We start from the raw sequence: 15,636 nt of genomic DNA on the forward strand, positions 1-15,636 counted from the left end.
CATTCATCGCCAAATAGTAAACTGCCTGGCCTATTCTGACTGATAGCGATCGCAACGATCCGCTGGATGGAGGAACCGTGAGGAAACGCATGCTGGCGCTGTTGGTCGCCTGCTGGGCCGGCTGCGCGCCGGCGGCAGGCCTCCACGCCTATACCGAAGACGTGCCGCCGCTGAATTACCTGGAAGGCGGCATAGTGAAGGGCTTTTCCACCGAACTGCTGCGGCAGGCCGCGCGCGAGGCCGGCTTCGATCTGACGATAGAGGTTCTGCCCTGGCTGCGCGCCTACGCCAAAGCCAAGGAAACGCCCGGCGGAGTGCTCTACACCGTGGTGCGCACTCCTGAGCGGGAGGCCCAATTTCAATGGGTGGGGCCGATCGGCCCCCGCCGCATCTACATGTTCAGGCTGGCCGAACGCGGCGACATCCATATCGGCGCCGCCAGCGACCTCACCCGCTATCGCAACGGCGCGCTGGCGGGCTCCGCCGCCGCCGGGCAGTTGCAGGCGCTGGGCCTGCTGCCCGACCGGAACCTCGATTTGGGCCAGAGCGACGCCGTCGATCTGAAAAAGCTGCAGCTCAAACGAGTGGACATGGTGGCGATGCTGGATTGGGCGATGTCCTGGCAACTGCGCCAGTTGAAACTGCGGCCAAGCGCCGTGACCGCCGCCTGGCTGCTGGACGGCAAACAGGAATACTGGTTCGCGCTGAATCCGGCCACGCCGCCGGAGCAAACCGCCAGATTGCAGGCCGCGCTGGACAAGATACGCGCCGACGGCCGGCTGCAGGCCATCCGCCGCCGCTATCGCGACGACTGAGCGCGGCTCGGCCGGCGCGAATGAAAACGCCCCGGCGTCTCCGCTCGGGGCGTCCGCGGCGAGAGGCGGCGCTTATTCCGCGCCCAGCGCCTGCAGCAGCGCCTCCGGGGACTCCGCGGCGGCCATCGCCTCCCGCAACCGGTTGAACGCCTCCGCCGCCTTGTCCGGATGCTTGGCGAACGGCACCAGGCCGTCATAGGCCCAGCCGGCCGCCGCCAGCGCCTGCTTGCGGAAATTCATGCCGTCGTTGCCGCCTCCTCCCATCGCCACCAAGGCCTGCTCGATCAGCGTGTGCGGCAAGGGCGTGCGGCTGAGAGTAACGAAATGCTTGCTGTGGATCTCATCGAAATGCATGGAAACTTCCCCGGGTCGTCGTCATTGTTTTATTAGTATTAGTCCTTATCAAACTTGTTTGCAGGAGGAAAAACAAAGCCGGCGCAAAGCGCCGGCTTCAAACTGGCATGGGATGCGCCGTCAGGATGCGTGCGCCTTCAGCAAAGCGTACAACTCGTCCTTCAGCTTCAGCTTTTCCTTCTTCAATGTCTCAATCTCCTCGTGCGAGGCGGACAGGATGCGGTCTTCCATGTTCTTGATCTGCTGATCCAGCTCATTGTGCCGGTCGAACAGGCGGGCAAAGTGGAGGTCTTCGGTCTTCAGGCGGGAAATCAGTTCGCGGTATTCGGGAAACATCGGCGTTCTCCTTCATGGCGGGTGGGGCCGGCTACGCCGGCCATGACTGCATGCTAACGTCAAATCAGCCAAGCATGCTTGACCTGTCTCAGGTTTGCCTGACAGGAGAGCTCCCTGCTCTTGTCATCCTGCCCGCATGCGGCGCGTTAAACCCGGTAGCAAGCATGGTCAAAACCGGAACACAATCCTCATGCCAGACAACAACGCCGCCGCGCGGCCAGTCACGCCCCCCGACACGCCGCTCGCCTCCCTGCTGCTGCGGCTGGATTACACCCTGGCCTTGCTGGGCATGCGCGGCAAGGGGCTGGCTTTGCTCGCCGCCATCGCCGCCATCGCCTGGCTGGCCTCCGGCATCTATCGGGTGGAACCGGACGAACAAGGCGTGGTGCAGCGCTTCGGCCGCTGGACCGACACCACTTCGGCCGGCCTGCACTACCACCTGCCCTGGCCGGTGGAGAGCATACAGCTGCCCAAGGTCACCCAGATCAAGCAGTTGAAGCTGGCCAACCTGTACGAAGCCGCGCCGCCCGACGGCGCCGACCCGCGCGAAAAACAAATGCTGACCGGCGACGAGAACATCGTCGAGGCCGACTGCGCCGTGTTCTGGCGCATCAAGGACGCCGGCCGCTTCCTGTTCCGGGCCAACAAGCCGGAAGACGCGCTGCGCGTCACCGCCGAGGGCGCGCTGCGCGAAGTGATCTCCCGCACGCCGATCCAGGCGGCGATGTCCAACCGCCGCCAGCAAGTGGCCGAAGAGGCCCGCGGCCTGATCCAGCAGCGGCTGGACGCGCAGCAGGCCGGCATCCTGATCACCCAGGTGCAGCTGCAGCGGGTGGACCCGCCGGCGGCGGTGATCGACGCCTTCAACGACGTTCAGCGCGCTCGCGCCGACCAGGAGCGCGCGCGCAACGAAGCCCAGGCCTACAGCAACGACATCCTGCCCAAGGCGCGCGGCGAGGCCGAGCGCATCCGCCAGGAGGCCGAGGCCTACCGCAGCCAGGTGGTCAACCTGGCGCAGGGCGAGGCCAAACGCTTCGACTCGGTGTACCAGACCTACGCCCAGGCCAAGGACGTCACCGCGTGGCGGCTGTACCTGGAAAGCATGGACGACATGCTGAAGAAAGCCAGCAAGGTGGTGATAGACGGCAGCGGCAAGAGCGGCGCCGGCGTGCTGCCGCTGCTGCAACTGCAAGACAAGCCCAAGGCCGGCAAGGAGAACCGCTGATGGACAAGCAATGGCGCGGAATCGGCTGGGCGGCGGGCCTGGCGGCCGTCTGGCTGGCGCTGTCGGCCCAATACACGCTGAACGAGGGACAGAAGGCGCTGGTGGTGCGGTTGGGCGCGCCGGTCAACGTGGACGGCGAGCCGGGGCTGAAATTCAAGCTGCCGCTGGTGGACAGCGTGCAGTACTACGACACCCGGCTGCAGATGCTGGCGCCGCCGCCGGAGCAGGTGATTCTGGGCGACGAGAAGCGGCTGGAGGTGGAAACCTACACCCGCTACCGCATCGCCGACACCCTGCGCTTCTACCAGGCGCTGCGCACCGAGGAACAGGCGCGCGCCCAGCTCACCCAACTGGTCAGCACCTCGCTGCGGCGCGAGCTGGGCAAGGCGCCGCTGACCGACCTGCTGTCTCCCGGCCGGCGCGCCATCGTCGCCCGCATCCAGCAGGAGGTGGCGGAGCGCGCCCGTCCGCTGGGCCTGGAAGTGACCGAGGTGCAGCTGCACCGCGCCGACCTGCCGCTGGAAACCAGCCAGGCCATCTACGACCGGATGAAATCGGCCCGCCAGCAGGAGGCCAAGGAATTGCGCGCCCAGGGCGCGGAATGGGCGCAGCAGATCCAGGCCAAGGCCGAGCGCGACCGCACGGTGATCCTGTCCGAGGCGCAGCGGCAAAGCGCCATCATCCACGGCGAGGCCGACGCCGACGCCGGCCGCACCCTGGCCCAGGCCTTCAGCAAGGACCCGAAGTTCTACAAGTTCTACCGCTCGCTGCAGACCTACCGCCAGTCGCTGGCCGACTCCGCGCCGACGCTGGTGCTGTCGCCCGACTCCGCGCTGCTGCATGACCTGAAAGCCGGCCCCGCGGGCGGCAAGCCATGAACGGAGCCGACATGCCGCTGCAAGCCTCCACGCTGCGCCGGCTGCGCCATCTGCTGGCCGCGCTCGGCCCCGGCCTGGTGGTGATGCTGGCCGACACCGAAACCGGCAGCGTGATCGCCGCCGCCCAGAGCGGCGCGCACTGGGGCTACCGCATGCTGCCGCTGCTGTTCGTGCTGATCCCCTTCCTGTATCTGACGCAGGAGCTGACGATACGGCTGGCGCTGGGCACCGGGCTGAGTTACGGCGAGCTGGTGCGCCGCCGCTGGGGCCGCCGCGCCGAGCGGGCCTCCGCCGCCGTGCTGCTGCTGAGCTGCCTGGGCGCGCTGGCCACCCAGCTGGCGGGTCTGGCCGGCATCAGCCAGCTGTTCGGCATCCCAGCCTGGCAGACGATAACCCTGCTGTGCGCGCTGATCCTGGCCATGGTGTGCAGCGGCAGCTACCGCTCGGTGGAACGCATCGCCATCTGCCTCGGCGTTTTCGAACTGGCTTTCCTGGCCGAAGCCTGGCTGGCCCACCCCGACCCGGGCCAGATGGCGGCGCAGTTGTCCAGCCTGCCGCTGGGCAACCATGACTTCCTGCTGCTGGCCGCCGCCAACATCGGCACCTGCGTGATGCCGTGGACGCTCAGCTATCAGCAGTCGGCGATGCTGGACAAGGGGCTGACGCTGGACGACCTGAAGCCGGCGCGGCTGGACACGCTGCTGGGGGCCGTGCTGTGCCAGCTCATCACCGCCGGCATCCTCATCGCCGCCGCCGCGGCCTTCGGCAGCGGCGCGGGCGGCCAGAGCCTGGACAGCATCCCCGAAATCGCCGGCGGCTTCACCCGCCTGCTCGGCCCCACCGGCGGCCGCCTGCTGTTCGCGCTGGCGCTGGGCGGCGGCGCGCTGGTCGCCGCCATCGTGGTTTGCCTGACCAGCGCCTGGACGCTGGGCGAGCTGGCCGGACGCCGCGACTCGCTGGAAAAGCATCCGCTGGACGCGCCCTGGTTCTATGGCGGCTTCGCCGCGATGCTGGCCGGAGCCGGCGCGTTGGTGGCCTCCGGCGTCAATCTGGTCAAGCTGTCCATCGCCACCTCGGTGGCCAACGCGCTGCTGCTGCCCGTCATGCTGGCCGGACTGTACTGGCTGGCCTGCCGCGAGCTGCCCGCGCCGCTGGCGCCCAGCCGCCGCTACCGGATGGCGCTGGCGCCGCTGTTGCTGCTGCTCGCCGGCTTCAGCCTCTACGCCGGCATCGTCGGCAGCCTGGGCTGAGGCCCGCCCCTCAAGGAATACGGTATGGAACCCGACAGCCTCGCCCACTCGCTGAGCCTGACCTTCCAGGTCTCCTTCCTGGACCTGATCCTCAGCGGCGACAACGCGCTGGTGATCGCGCTGGCCTGCCGCTCGCTGCCCGAGACGCTGCGCCGCCGCGCCGTGCTGTGGGGCACCGGCTGCGCCATCGTCCTGCGGGCGCTGCTGGCCTCGGCCGCCGGCGCGCTGCTGCGGGTGCCGATGCTGAAGCTGATCGGCGCCGTCATCCTGCTGGCCATCGCCATCCAGCTGCTGCTGGGCGGAGACGAAGACGGCGGCGGCGAGGCGCTGGCGGAGCGCGCCGGCCACAGCCAGCAATTGTGGAACGCGGTGATGCTGGTGGTGGGCGCCGATCTGGCGCTGAGCCTGGACAATGTGGTGGCGCTGGCCGCCGCCGCCCAGGGTAGCGTGATGTTCCTGCTGCTGGGCCTGGCGCTCAGCGTGCCCTTGCTGATGTACGGCAGCCTGCTGCTGTCCAAGCTGATGGACGACTACCCGCTGCTGATCCCGGCCGGCGCCGCCGTGCTGGGCTGGCTGGCCGGCGGCCTGGCCGCCAGCGACGCGCTGTGGGGCGACTGGGTGGCCAGCCAGGCGCCGGCCCTGCTGGTCGTCGCGCCCATGCTGGGAGCCGGCTTCGTCCTGCTGGAAAGCCGCATCATCCGCGAACAGCGCGCCAGACTGCCGCCGCCGCCCCTTTCGCTATCGATTCCCTTCGCCAGCCGCCTCGCCCGCCTTGGCGAGGCGAACGCGGATGCCGCGCCCTTCTCCCCGGTGCCGATCACGACCGCAGCCAAGCCGCATTCTCCAATGTCGGCGCTTTCGCCGGAGCCGGCTCGCCAGGCGCCCCCTCCGTCCGCGGCCTTCTCTACGACGCCCCCCGCGGCCAATGCCCCCGCTCTCGACGAATCCGGCCTCCCGCCCGCTCTCAAGGCGCTGGTAGGATTGACGGCGGCCATAGGCGCCATCGCGCTGCTATGGCTGCTATGGCATCTGTTCAGCCAAGGTCTGCTGCCCGCTCCGCATCATCGCGCGCCGTCTCTGCACCCCTGACAGCTGGTATGTATCTGGTATGCAACACATTGCGGCGCAGCATGGATAAGCCAGTCCATCATTAGCGCCTGCCGAACTGGCGTCGCCGCGCGCAACGACGCTGCCTCCCCGATTCGACAAAGCCCCCCTGAATTCAGACTCAACTGGAATGGCAAGCCTTTCCCCGCAAAGACAAAGGACATTGTCATTTTAGTGCTTTTGCGCCAAACACCACTATTGATTAACAGAAATCCTTTTATTTGAAAGTTAATAATTACAAGTAGTACCTGTAAAAAAGTACAGTCTCATTTTTCCTCCTAGTCGCTACATTCCAATTTGCAATACCACTTCAATACAACTCACAACGCTTGTTTCCGTAGCCACGCACAAAGGGAGAGACAGAGTGAGCAAGACCCTGATGCTTGTGAAAAGCGGCCTGGCGGCCGGCGCCATCGGCGGCGTCGCGCTGGTGGCCGGCACTGCGCCGACCCATGCGCCCCAACCCGCCCAAGCCGCCGCGCATATGGTCAAAACCGCAGCCGCCAGCTGCGCCGACCCGGCCTGGAACGCGACGACCGTCTATACCGGCGGCCAACGCGTCAGCTACCAGGACCAGACCTGGCAGGCCAAGTGGTGGACCCAGGGAAACACCCCGTCGGCCGGCGACGCCAGTCCCTGGCAATTGATCGGCCAGTGCGGCGGCGGCACGCCGTCCGATCCCCCTCTGGTCCAAGTGCCGCCGCCGACCGGCAACGCGCTGTGCCGTCCGGAGGCGCTGGCGCAGACCGGCGGCGTGGACGTGCCCTACTGCGCGGCCTATAAGCAAGGCGGCGCGGAACAGCTGGCCAACGGCAGCCGCCGCCGCATCATCGGCTACTTCACCAGTTGGCGCACCGGCAAGGACGGCAGCCCGGCCTACCTCGCCAGCGACATCCCCTGGAACAAGCTCACCCACATCAATTACGCCTTCGCCCACGTGGACGGCAACAACAAGCTGTCGGTCAATGAAACCGCGCCGGGCAACCCGGCCACCGACATGAGCTGGCCGGGCGTGGCCGGCGCCGAAATGGACGCCAGCCTGCCATACAAGGGCCACTTCAACCTGCTGACCCAGTACAAGCGCAAATTCCCCGGCGTGAAGACGCTGATCTCGGTAGGCGGCTGGGCGGAGACCGGCGGCTATTTCGACGCCAGCGGCAAGCGGATCGACAGCGGCGGCTTCTACGCCATGAGCACCAACGCCGACGGCAGCGTCAACCAGGCCGGCATCAACGCCTTCGCCGACTCCGCCGTCGCCTTCCTGCGCAAATACGGCTTCGACGGCGTGGACATCGACTTCGAATACCCCACCTCGATGAACGACGCCGGCAATCCGCTGGACTGGACCATCGCCAATGCCCGCCGCGGCGCCTTGAACAAGGGCTTCGTCGCGCTGGCGCAAACCTTGCGCGACCGGCTGGACCGGGCCGCCGCCCAGGACGGGCGCTATTACCAGCTGACCGCCGCCGTGCCTGCCTCCGGCTACCTGCTGCGCGGCATGGAGGCCTTCCAGGGATTGCGCTACTTCGACTTCGTCAACGTGATGTCCTATGACCTGCATGGCGCCTGGAACGAATTCGTCGGCCCCAACGCCGCGTTGTACGACGATGGCAAAGACGCCGAACTGGCGCGCTGGAGCGTATACACCACCCCGCAATACGGCGGCATCGGCTACCTGAACACCGACTGGTCCTACCACTACTACCGCGGCGGCCTGCCCGCCTCGCGCGTCAACATGGGCGTGCCCTACTACACCCGCGGCTGGAAAAACGTGAGCGGCGGCAGCAACGGCCTGTGGGGAACCGCGGTGGGCGGCAATTGCCCGACCGGCCTGAAAACCTGCGGCGACGGCGCGGTAGGCATCGACAACCTCTGGCATGACCTGGATGAGAAAGGCCAGGAAGTGCCTGGCGGCTCCAACCCGATGTGGCACGCCAAGAACCTGGAGAAAGGCTTGGCCGGCAGCTACCTGGCATCCTACGGCGTCGACCCTTCGCTGCCGATCAACCAGCTCGTCGGCAGCTACCAGCGCAACTACAACGCCACGCTGGCCGCCCCATGGCTGTGGAACGCCAGCAAACGGGTGTTCCTGTCCACCGAAGACGAACAATCTCTGGCGCAGAAAGCGGCCTGGATAGACGCCAACAACGTCGGCGGCGTGATGTTCTGGGAGCTGGCGGGCGACTACGACTGGAAACCGCAGCGCAACAACGGCCAAGGCGAGTACTTCATCGGCAATACGCTGACCAACTTACTGCACAACGCCTTCAGCCAGCCGGCCAAGGTTAGCGCCCGCCGCGCCGACGCCTCCCCGGCGCCGACCGCGGCGATAGACGTGGGCTTCAGCCTGAGCGGCTTCAAGCTGGGCGATCAGAACTATCCGATCAACCCCAAGCTGACCATCGTCAACCGTTCCCAAACCACGCTGCCCGGCGGCACCGAGTTCCAGTTCGACGTGCCCACCTCGGCGCCGGCCAATATCGCCGACCAGTCCGGCTTCGGCCTCAAGGTGATCAGCGCCGGCCACAGCGGCAACAACATCGGCGGCCTGAAGGGCGACTTCAACCGCGTGTCGGTGAAGCTGCCCAGCTGGCAGAGCCTGGGCGCCGGACAGAGCGTGACGCTGGACGTGGTGTACTACCTGCCCATTTCCGGACCCAGCCACTACACGGTGGGCCTGAACGGCAAGACTTACGCCATCCGCGACGAGGCGCCCTACTTGCCTTATCTGCGCTGAGCGCTCAGCCCTCTCGGGGGCTGTCGATTCGAATCCCTTGTTCCTCCGCTTGCGGCCGGTTTGCTCCGGCCGCCTTTTTTTCGCTCTCTTCCCACTGCATCACCTCGTTCAACCGGCTCAAGGCCTGTTGCGGGTCGATGCCGAGCAACTTGCGCTGCCCCCGCAGGTAATGCTGGAAAAAACGAGACAGTGAATGATTGGCCATGCTGGACTCCTTGTGCTGGAGGCCGTATTGTCGCGCCAATAATGGGAACAAAAAATTGCTGAACTTTTACTACAAATTTCCTCTTTATGAACCATAAACGCCTGTTGCAACAATACAGCCGCCTGCACCAGCGCTTTGAGGGGCAAGATGTCGACACCTCGCTGCAGGAACTGTCCGAACTGCTGTGCTGCACTCGCCGCCACATGCGCAGCCTGCTGGCGCAAATGCAGGCGCTTGGCTGGCTGGACTGGGCCGCCCGGCCCGGCCGCGGCCAACGCTCCCGGCTACGCTTCCTGCGCGGCGTCGCCGAATTGCAGCGACAGCAGGCGGAACAATTGCTGGAACAGGGCCGCGTGGAGCAGGCGGTGGCGCTGCTGGACGACGACCCTCGCCAGCTGGCACCGCTGCTGCTGTCGCGGCTTGGACACCGCTGGAACCAGGACCGCCAAGTGCTGGGCGTGCCCTATTACCGGCCGTTGCCCAATCTGACGCCGGTGACGCCGCTGCGGCGCTCCGAACGCCATCTGGTGGCCCAGATTTTCAATGGCCTCACCCGGCTAAATGAGGAAAAAGGGGAAATAGAAGGCGATCTCGCCCATCACTGGGAACAACACTCCGATCGGGAATGGCATTTCCACCTGCGCCCGCGCGTACGCTGGCATGACGGCCGCGAGCTGAGCCTGGACGACATCGCCGCCGCCATAGCCAGGCTGCGGCGGCAGCCGCTGTTCTCCCACCTGGAATCGGTTCAGCGGCTGTCGCCGCGCAGCATCGCGCTGCGGCTGTCCGAATCCGATCCCTGGCTGCCGAGGCTGCTGGCCGATCCGGCCGCGTTGATCCTGCCCGCCGACCACGAAACCCGCGCCGGCTTCGCCTCCCGCCCCGTAGGAACCGGCCCTTACCGAGTAGCGGTCAACGACGAACACCGGCTGTCGCTGCAAGCCTTCGACGATTACTTCGGCCTGCGGGCGCTGCTGGACCAGGTGGACATCTGGATGGTGCCCAAGCTGGGCGATCAGCTGGCGCTGGATGTCAAGGGCGCTTGCGACCTGACAGTGGAGATCAATCCGCAACCGGTTGCGGAGCAAACCGAGATGGCGCTGGAGACCGGAGTCTACTACCTGCTCTGCGACGGCCGATCGGAAACGATGCGGAGCGACGCCGTCCGCCGGTGGCTGGCGCAGACGCTGGCACCGCTGGCCGTCATGCAGCAAACGCCCGCCGCCGTCCGCCAATACTGGGTGGCCGCATCCGGCTTGCTGCCGCGCTGGCACCACAGCGAGCCGCAGGCGCCGCCCGCTGCGCCGGCCATCCGCAGCCTGCGGCTGGCTTATTACGAGCAACATCCGGAATACCGGCAGATCGCTGACGCCATCACGCAATGCCTGGCGCCGCTCGGCATCGAGCTGCGCTGCCAGGTCCACAGCTACCAGGACTGGGAGCGGGGCCTGGCGGAAACCGACTTGTGGCTGGGCACGGTCAACTTCAGCAGCGACGTCGACTACGCGGTGCCGGCCTGGCTGCTGGGCACGCCGCTGCTGCGCCGCTGCCTGGAGCCGGCGCTGCCGATGGACGAGTGGCTGCGCGGCTGGCGCGCGGGCTCGCAGCAGGCGAGCGGTCTGGCGGCGCAGGTGGTCAGGCGACATTGGATGCTGCCGCTGTTCCATAACTGGCTGCGGCTGAAAGGGCCTGGCCAGATCGAGGATTTCCGGCTGAACAGCATGGGCTGGTTCGACTTCAAGTCCGCCTGGCTGCGGCCCCAAACCAGTTGAACGCTCCGCTCAGTTATACGGCAGCTCGTACACCTGCAGCGTTTGCAAGGCCAGCGGATTCACCGACTCCACCTTGCCGCTGCGGTAGTCGACGATCAACGGATGCCGTGCCGGATCACAGGTGGTCGCGACGCCGCCAACCCTGTCCCCGCCGGAAATATTGACCGAAGTCGGCCCCACGCCGGAAGGCTTGCGGTCCAGATTGCTCAGTTCCAGCGCGTTGGCCAGATCGCCCGACAGCAACAGCGGACGCACGCCGCGCGGGTGGTTCCGCACGCACAGAAAGGACTGGAAATAACGCACCTTGCGGTCGTTGATCAGATAGAAGTTGTTGTCGTAAAGCGCCTCGTTGACCACATAGGCCATATCCTGCGCCTCTCCCAGCGCGCCTGCCGCGTTGACGATGAAGCGGCTGCCCGGCTTCAAACACCCCAGGCGCTGATCCAGCCACATGTCATCCTTCCCCGCCGCCGCGCACTTGAGCGGCCCTTGATAGGGCTTGACCGCTTCCATCGCGCGCGCGGGCATGGCCAGACAGGCCGCCAGCGGCAGCCACAACAATAATTGCAGTATTTTGCGCATTTTCAGCATCACCATAAGCAGAATGCATGCCCGGCAACCGCCCGCAGGCGAGATGCCGAGCGGCCGCCATGCCCCAGCCCTGGCTCGCTCATCCATGATGTTCCACGCCGCGCGCCGCGCGCCTCATTGTTTTTTCTCCCGGCCCCTCCCCAGGATGCCGGGCCGCGCGGCATGCGCGCAACCCTGCAGCATATTCCCTGGAAAACGTTATGTCATTAGAAATTTCCCCCTTCTGCCATTTCGCATGGCGACTCCGCGACAACCCGCCGGATCGCGACGCTTACGGGGGACTCTCCAGAATCAAGATTTCCGCATGGCCGGCGCCGATCGCCCCCCCTCCGGCCATGCCCATCCAGAATGACAATGAGTTGCCGCTCCGCCCGGCAATGGATTGCCAACTCGGGCCAATCCCCTCTGCATACTCGCCTATAGTGGAATCCTGCTTCCGCATCTGCGCCACCATGCGTTTTCCATTCCCGGAGGAATAGATTCATGCTGTCCAGAATGTCGATCGCCAGCAAGCTGCTGCTGCTGCTCATCCCCTTTTCCGCCGCCTTGATCATCCTTGCCTGCATCCTGTCTCTGGCGCGGCTGCAAACCCTGAACGAGCTGCAGCGCTCCGACCGCCTGATCGGCATCGCAGGCGGCGCCAGCCAGCTGATACACGACTTGCAGACCGAGCGCGGCCTCAGCAACGGCTTTCTCAGCGGACAAGCCACGGCGCCGCCTGCGCCGCTGCAAGCCGCCCGCGCCAACAGCGACAAGGCGCTGGCCGCTTTCTCCTCCGTCAGCGGCGAGCTAGGCGACGCCAAGCTGAACGAACGGCTAAGCTCGCTGAACGGGAAGTTGCAGGAACTGGGCCAGTTGCGCGGGAATGTGGAAAAGCGCGGCGTCTCCGCGCCTGACGCCTTCTCCGCCTATTCCAGCGACATCGACTCGCTGATCGGCCTGATCGCCCGCCTGGCCCAGGCCAACAACGACGGCGATCTGTTGCGCAGCACCATGGCTCTGCTCAATCTGCAGTGCGAGAAAGAATTCGCCGGGCGCGAGCGCGGCTACGTCAACGGCCTGCTGCAAGGCGGCGTGCTCAATCAGCAGAGCCACGCGCAGGCCGCCAGCCTGGCCGCCAAACAGGATGCCTGCGCCAATCAGTTCAAGCTGATCGCCGACGATACCCTGCGGGGCCAGAAGGAAGCGCTGGACGGCGGCGATGAAACCCGCACGGTGCAAGCGCTGCGCGCCAAGGTGATGGGCCAACCGCTAGGCCAGACGGTGGGCGTGTCGCCCGGCGAATGGTTCCAGGCCACCAGCAAGCGCATCGATGCGTTGAAAGCCGAACAAGACCAGCTGCTCCAGCAAATGTCCGACATGGTGGCCGCCAAGGTGAGCCAGGCCCGCTCCGACCTGACGCTGACCATGGGCGGATCCGCGTTGGTGATTTTGCTGCTATGCGGCCTGGGCTTCTCCATCTACCGCGGCATTCACGTGCCGGTGCAGCGGCTGGAAGACCTGATGACCACGATGAGCCAGGATTTCGACCTGCGTCCGCGCGCGACGATACATGGCCATGACGAGATCGCGCGCATGGGCCAGGCCTTCGACCACCTGGTGGACGCCTTCGCCCACACCCTGAGCGAAGTCAACCGCAACGCCCACACCCTGGTGGAAGCCGCCAACAGCATGCTGGACATCGCCGACCGCGCCGCCAAGGCATCGGAGACGCAAAGCCAGTCGGCGACGGAAATCGCCGCCGCCGTCGAGCAGATGTCGGCCGGCATCGAATCGGTCACCTCCAACACCCAGCAATCGCTGACCCTCGCCCAACAGATGCAGCGCAGCGTCAGCGACGGCCGCGAGCGAATGGGCGACACCACGTCCGCCATGCACCAGACCTCCACGGTGCTCAGCGACGCCGGCAACCGCATCGAATCGCTGCAGCAAAAGTCGGAGGATATCCGCTCCATCATCACCGCCATCCGAGAAATCGCCGACCAGACCAATCTACTGGCGCTGAACGCCGCCATCGAAGCCGCCCGCGCCGGCGAGATGGGCCGCGGCTTCGCCGTGGTGGCAGACGAGGTGCGCAAGCTGGCGGAACGCACCGGCAAGGAAACGCTGGACATCACCGCGCTGATAGAGGACATCCGCGGCGAGACCCAGACCGCAGCCCACCACATGCAAGAAGCGCAGGAAAAGATGGACACCGGCCTGCAGATGGTCAACCGCACCGTCGACGATCTGGAACAGATACACAGCGAAGCCGGCCATGCGGCCAGCAAGAGCCAGGACACCGCCAGCGCCATGGTCGAGCAAACCTCGGCCAGCAACGAGGTGGCCACCAACATCAGCGTGATCGCCTCGCTGGCCGAGGACAATGCCTCGCTGGTGCAGGAAGTGGCCAAACTGTCCGACCGGCTGAACGCGTCGGCGGGAGAGCTGGTGCGGCTGGTGGACCGCTTCAAGCATCTGACGGAATGAGGCCATGCCGCTGAAACTGAAACTGATCCACAAGCTGGTGCTGCTGACCGCGCCGCTCGCTCTGCTGCTGCTGGCAGGCGGAGCGATTTACACCATGGACCGGCTGCGCGCGGCCGCCGAGCTGCGGCAAGACGTGACGCTGTCGGACAACGCGTCCATGGTCGGCGAGCTGATACACGCGCTGCAGCGCGAGCGCGGGCTGAGCAATGGCTATCTGAACGCCGCCGCCCCGATGACGGATGAGTTGCGGCGGCAGCGCGCCGAGGCGAGCGAGCTGCTCACCCGGCTGCGCGGCCAGCCCGGCAACCGGATGACGCCGCAGCTGCGCGCCTTCATCGACGGCAACGTGCCCGACGCCGGCCAGTTGGAGCGGCTGCGCGACGGCGTCGCCGCCCGCCGCATCGCGCCGCTGGACATGTTTGCCCGTTATTCGGCGATGATAGACCAGCTGACCGGCGTGGCATCGCTGTTCGACAGCCACGGGGAAGGCATCCGCGCCCGCGTCCAGCAATGGTCGGCGCTGCAATGCCAAAACGAGTTCACCGGCCGTACCCGCGGCCTGGTCAACGGCGTGCTGTCCACCGGCCGAATCACCGTGGAGGACCTGCGCCGGGTCAGCGGCGTGGTGTCGCAGGAAGCGCTCTGCCAGCAGCTGTACCTGCAGCATGGCGGCGACCCGGTCTCGCTGACCGGCGCGCTGCAAGCCTCCCGCAGCTACGACACCATGCGCGACGCGCTGTTGGAGCGAGATCCGGGCGCCTTGCCCGGCCAGCCTACGCCCGCCGACTGGTTCCGAACCGCCAGCGCCCGCATCGACGCACTCTACGCGCTGCAGCGCCAATTGCTGCAGGACATCCGCCAGCGCGCGGCGGCGCAGGCGGATGAGGCCAACCGCCACGGCTGGATGACGCTGGCCGCATTGCTGGCCCTGCTGCTGCCGATCGGCGCGTCCATCCTGCTGGCTCGCGACATCATCCGCACGCTGGGCGCGGAGCCGGACGATGTGGCGCTTGGCATGCGCGAACTGGCCGACGGCAGGCTGGATTTCCAGCTGCCGCTGGCCAAGCGCGACTCTCGCAGCCTGGCGGCCCACATCCGCAAGATGGGGGAAAAACTGTCCACCGTCATTCTGCAGGTGCAGGCCGACGCCGATGCCGTCGCCAACGCCTCGCTGCAGCTCAACAATGCTTCGCAAAGCCTGTCCGCCAGTGCCTGCGACACCTCGGCCAACATAGAGAAGACCTGCGTGACGGTGAACGACATCAGCCGGGAGATGTTCCGCATGGCAGACCAGGCCAGCCATACCGGCGACATCGCCAGCGAAGCCGCCAGCCAGGCCGATGCCGGCAACCAGGTGGTCGGCGAGGCGATACAGGCGATGCGCAACATCGCCCAGCGCACCGACATCATCGACGACATCGCCTACCAGACCAACCTGCTGGCGCTGAACGCCGCCATCGAGGCCGCCCGCGCCGGAGAAGTGGGCAAGGGCTTCGCGGTAGTGGCCGACGAGGTGAGGAAGCTGGCGATACGCAGCCAGGACGCGGCCAAGGAGATCGGCCAGGTCGCCGCCCGCAGCGTCAAGCTGGCGGAAAACGCCGGCGCCAGCCTGGACGCCATCGTCGCCTCCAGCGGCCGGACCCGGCAGCTGGTGGAGGAGATTTCCCGCGACGCCACCATCCAGGCCAGGCAAGTGGGCGCGATCACGGCGACGATGCAAGGACTCAGCCACTTGTCGCAAGACAATGCAGCCACCAGCGAACAGCTGTCGGCAGCCGCTCATGAGACCGCCCAGCGAGCCGACAGCCTGCGGCGACAGATGGAGTACTTCCGCCAGCCGCCCATGAACTGACGGGGCCGGCTTGGGCGAAGCCTCCCGCTGGTTTATACCGATGAG

At 66.4% G+C, this 15,636-nt stretch carries 13 protein-coding genes; 9 read left to right on the top strand and 4 right to left on the bottom strand.

What is annotated here, in order from left to right; all coding sequences use genetic code 11:
• The first annotated feature begins 77 nt into the window (after positions 1-77).
• On the top strand, positions 78-815 hold the full coding sequence (locus DK842_RS01400) for a substrate-binding periplasmic protein (protein ID WP_232538570.1): 738 nt from the start codon (positions 78-80) through the stop codon (positions 813-815).
• A 72-nt stretch (positions 816-887) separates the two neighbouring features.
• Here DK842_RS01400 and DK842_RS01405 read toward each other — a convergent pair whose 3' ends face one another.
• Both DK842_RS01405 and DK842_RS01410 read right to left on the bottom strand, forming a co-directional pair.
• On the bottom strand, positions 888-1,169 hold the full coding sequence (locus DK842_RS01405; RefSeq protein ID WP_114059761.1) for a hypothetical protein: 282 nt from the start codon (positions 1,167-1,169) through the stop codon (positions 888-890).
• A 120-nt stretch (positions 1,170-1,289) separates the two neighbouring features.
• Positions 1,290-1,505 carry a YdcH family protein gene (locus tag DK842_RS01410; RefSeq protein WP_114059762.1) on the bottom strand — a complete coding sequence of 72 codons (216 nt, stop codon included), beginning with the start codon at positions 1,503-1,505 and terminating at the stop codon, positions 1,290-1,292.
• A gap of 190 nt (positions 1,506-1,695) precedes the next feature.
• Between DK842_RS01410 and hflK the strand changes: the two genes are divergently transcribed.
• The 5 genes from hflK (at position 1,696) to DK842_RS01440 (ending at position 8,702) form a co-directional block, all read left to right on the top strand.
• Entirely contained in the window at positions 1,696-2,730 is a 1,035-nt protein-coding gene (gene hflK / locus DK842_RS01415; protein WP_114059763.1) for an FtsH protease activity modulator HflK, read from the top strand.
• On the top strand, positions 2,730-3,608 hold the full coding sequence (hflC, locus tag DK842_RS01420) for a protease modulator HflC (protein ID WP_021476555.1): 879 nt from the start codon (positions 2,730-2,732) through the stop codon (positions 3,606-3,608). The genes hflK and hflC overlap by 1 nt, the downstream gene beginning before the upstream one ends.
• Positions 3,605-4,858 carry an NRAMP family divalent metal transporter gene (locus tag DK842_RS01425; protein ID WP_198414609.1) on the top strand — a complete coding sequence of 418 codons (1,254 nt, stop codon included), beginning with the start codon at positions 3,605-3,607 and terminating at the stop codon, positions 4,856-4,858. The genes hflC and DK842_RS01425 overlap by 4 nt, the downstream gene beginning before the upstream one ends.
• A gap of 24 nt (positions 4,859-4,882) precedes the next feature.
• Positions 4,883-5,947: a YjbE family putative metal transport protein gene (locus DK842_RS01430; protein WP_114059764.1), complete on the top strand. Its 1,065-nt coding sequence runs from the start codon at positions 4,883-4,885 to the stop codon at positions 5,945-5,947.
• Between the two features lie 382 nt (positions 5,948-6,329).
• The gene (locus DK842_RS01440; RefSeq protein WP_198414610.1) at positions 6,330-8,702 is read left to right on the top strand and encodes a chitinase C-terminal domain-containing protein; all 2,373 of its coding nucleotides are present in this window, start codon (positions 6,330-6,332) and stop codon (positions 8,700-8,702) included.
• 4 nt (positions 8,703-8,706) lie between these two features.
• Here DK842_RS01440 and DK842_RS01445 read toward each other — a convergent pair whose 3' ends face one another.
• Positions 8,707-8,907, bottom strand: a complete 201-nt coding sequence (locus DK842_RS01445) for a hypothetical protein (RefSeq protein ID WP_145963952.1) — start codon at positions 8,905-8,907, stop codon at positions 8,707-8,709.
• 86 nt (positions 8,908-8,993) lie between these two features.
• Here DK842_RS01445 and sgrR point away from each other — a divergent pair, with 86 nt between their 5' ends.
• Positions 8,994-10,679: an HTH-type transcriptional regulator SgrR gene (sgrR, locus tag DK842_RS01450; RefSeq protein ID WP_114059766.1), complete on the top strand. Its 1,686-nt coding sequence runs from the start codon at positions 8,994-8,996 to the stop codon at positions 10,677-10,679.
• A gap of 9 nt (positions 10,680-10,688) precedes the next feature.
• Here the strand turns inward: sgrR and DK842_RS01455 are convergent, their stop codons facing one another.
• Positions 10,689-11,261 carry a hypothetical protein gene (locus tag DK842_RS01455; RefSeq protein WP_145963953.1) on the bottom strand — a complete coding sequence of 191 codons (573 nt, stop codon included), beginning with the start codon at positions 11,259-11,261 and terminating at the stop codon, positions 10,689-10,691.
• Between the two features lie 492 nt (positions 11,262-11,753).
• On the opposite strand from DK842_RS01455, the gene DK842_RS01465 reads away from it, so the two are divergent.
• Both DK842_RS01465 and DK842_RS01470 read left to right on the top strand, forming a co-directional pair.
• Positions 11,754-13,739, top strand: coding sequence for a methyl-accepting chemotaxis protein (locus tag DK842_RS01465; protein ID WP_114059769.1), 1,986 nt, complete (start codon positions 11,754-11,756; stop codon positions 13,737-13,739).
• Positions 13,740-13,743: 4 nt separating this feature from the next.
• Positions 13,744-15,591, top strand: coding sequence for a methyl-accepting chemotaxis protein (locus tag DK842_RS01470; protein WP_114059770.1), 1,848 nt, complete (start codon positions 13,744-13,746; stop codon positions 15,589-15,591).
• The last annotated feature ends 45 nt before the right edge of the window (positions 15,592-15,636 follow it).

This window comes from Chromobacterium phragmitis, from assembly GCF_003325475.1.
Lineage (GTDB): Bacteria > Pseudomonadota > Gammaproteobacteria > Burkholderiales > Chromobacteriaceae > Chromobacterium > Chromobacterium phragmitis.

Coding starts and splice junctions, on each gene's coding strand:
- DK842_RS01405 (WP_114059761.1), bottom strand. CDS start 1,169: ATGCATTTCGATGAGATCCACAGCAAGCATTTCGTTACTCTCAGCCGC.
- DK842_RS01465 (WP_114059769.1), top strand. CDS start 11,754: ATGCTGTCCAGAATGTCGATCGCCAGCAAGCTGCTGCTGCTGCTCATC.
- DK842_RS01410 (WP_114059762.1), bottom strand. CDS start 1,505: ATGTTTCCCGAATACCGCGAACTGATTTCCCGCCTGAAGACCGAAGAC.
- hflK (WP_114059763.1), top strand. CDS start 1,696: ATGCCAGACAACAACGCCGCCGCGCGGCCAGTCACGCCCCCCGACACG.
- sgrR (WP_114059766.1), top strand. CDS start 8,994: ATGAACCATAAACGCCTGTTGCAACAATACAGCCGCCTGCACCAGCGC.
- DK842_RS01430 (WP_114059764.1), top strand. CDS start 4,883: ATGGAACCCGACAGCCTCGCCCACTCGCTGAGCCTGACCTTCCAGGTC.
- DK842_RS01455 (WP_145963953.1), bottom strand. CDS start 11,261: ATGCGCAAAATACTGCAATTATTGTTGTGGCTGCCGCTGGCGGCCTGT.
- DK842_RS01470 (WP_114059770.1), top strand. CDS start 13,744: ATGCCGCTGAAACTGAAACTGATCCACAAGCTGGTGCTGCTGACCGCG.
- DK842_RS01425 (WP_198414609.1), top strand. CDS start 3,605: ATGAACGGAGCCGACATGCCGCTGCAAGCCTCCACGCTGCGCCGGCTG.
- hflC (WP_021476555.1), top strand. CDS start 2,730: ATGGACAAGCAATGGCGCGGAATCGGCTGGGCGGCGGGCCTGGCGGCC.
- DK842_RS01445 (WP_145963952.1), bottom strand. CDS start 8,907: ATGGCCAATCATTCACTGTCTCGTTTTTTCCAGCATTACCTGCGGGGG.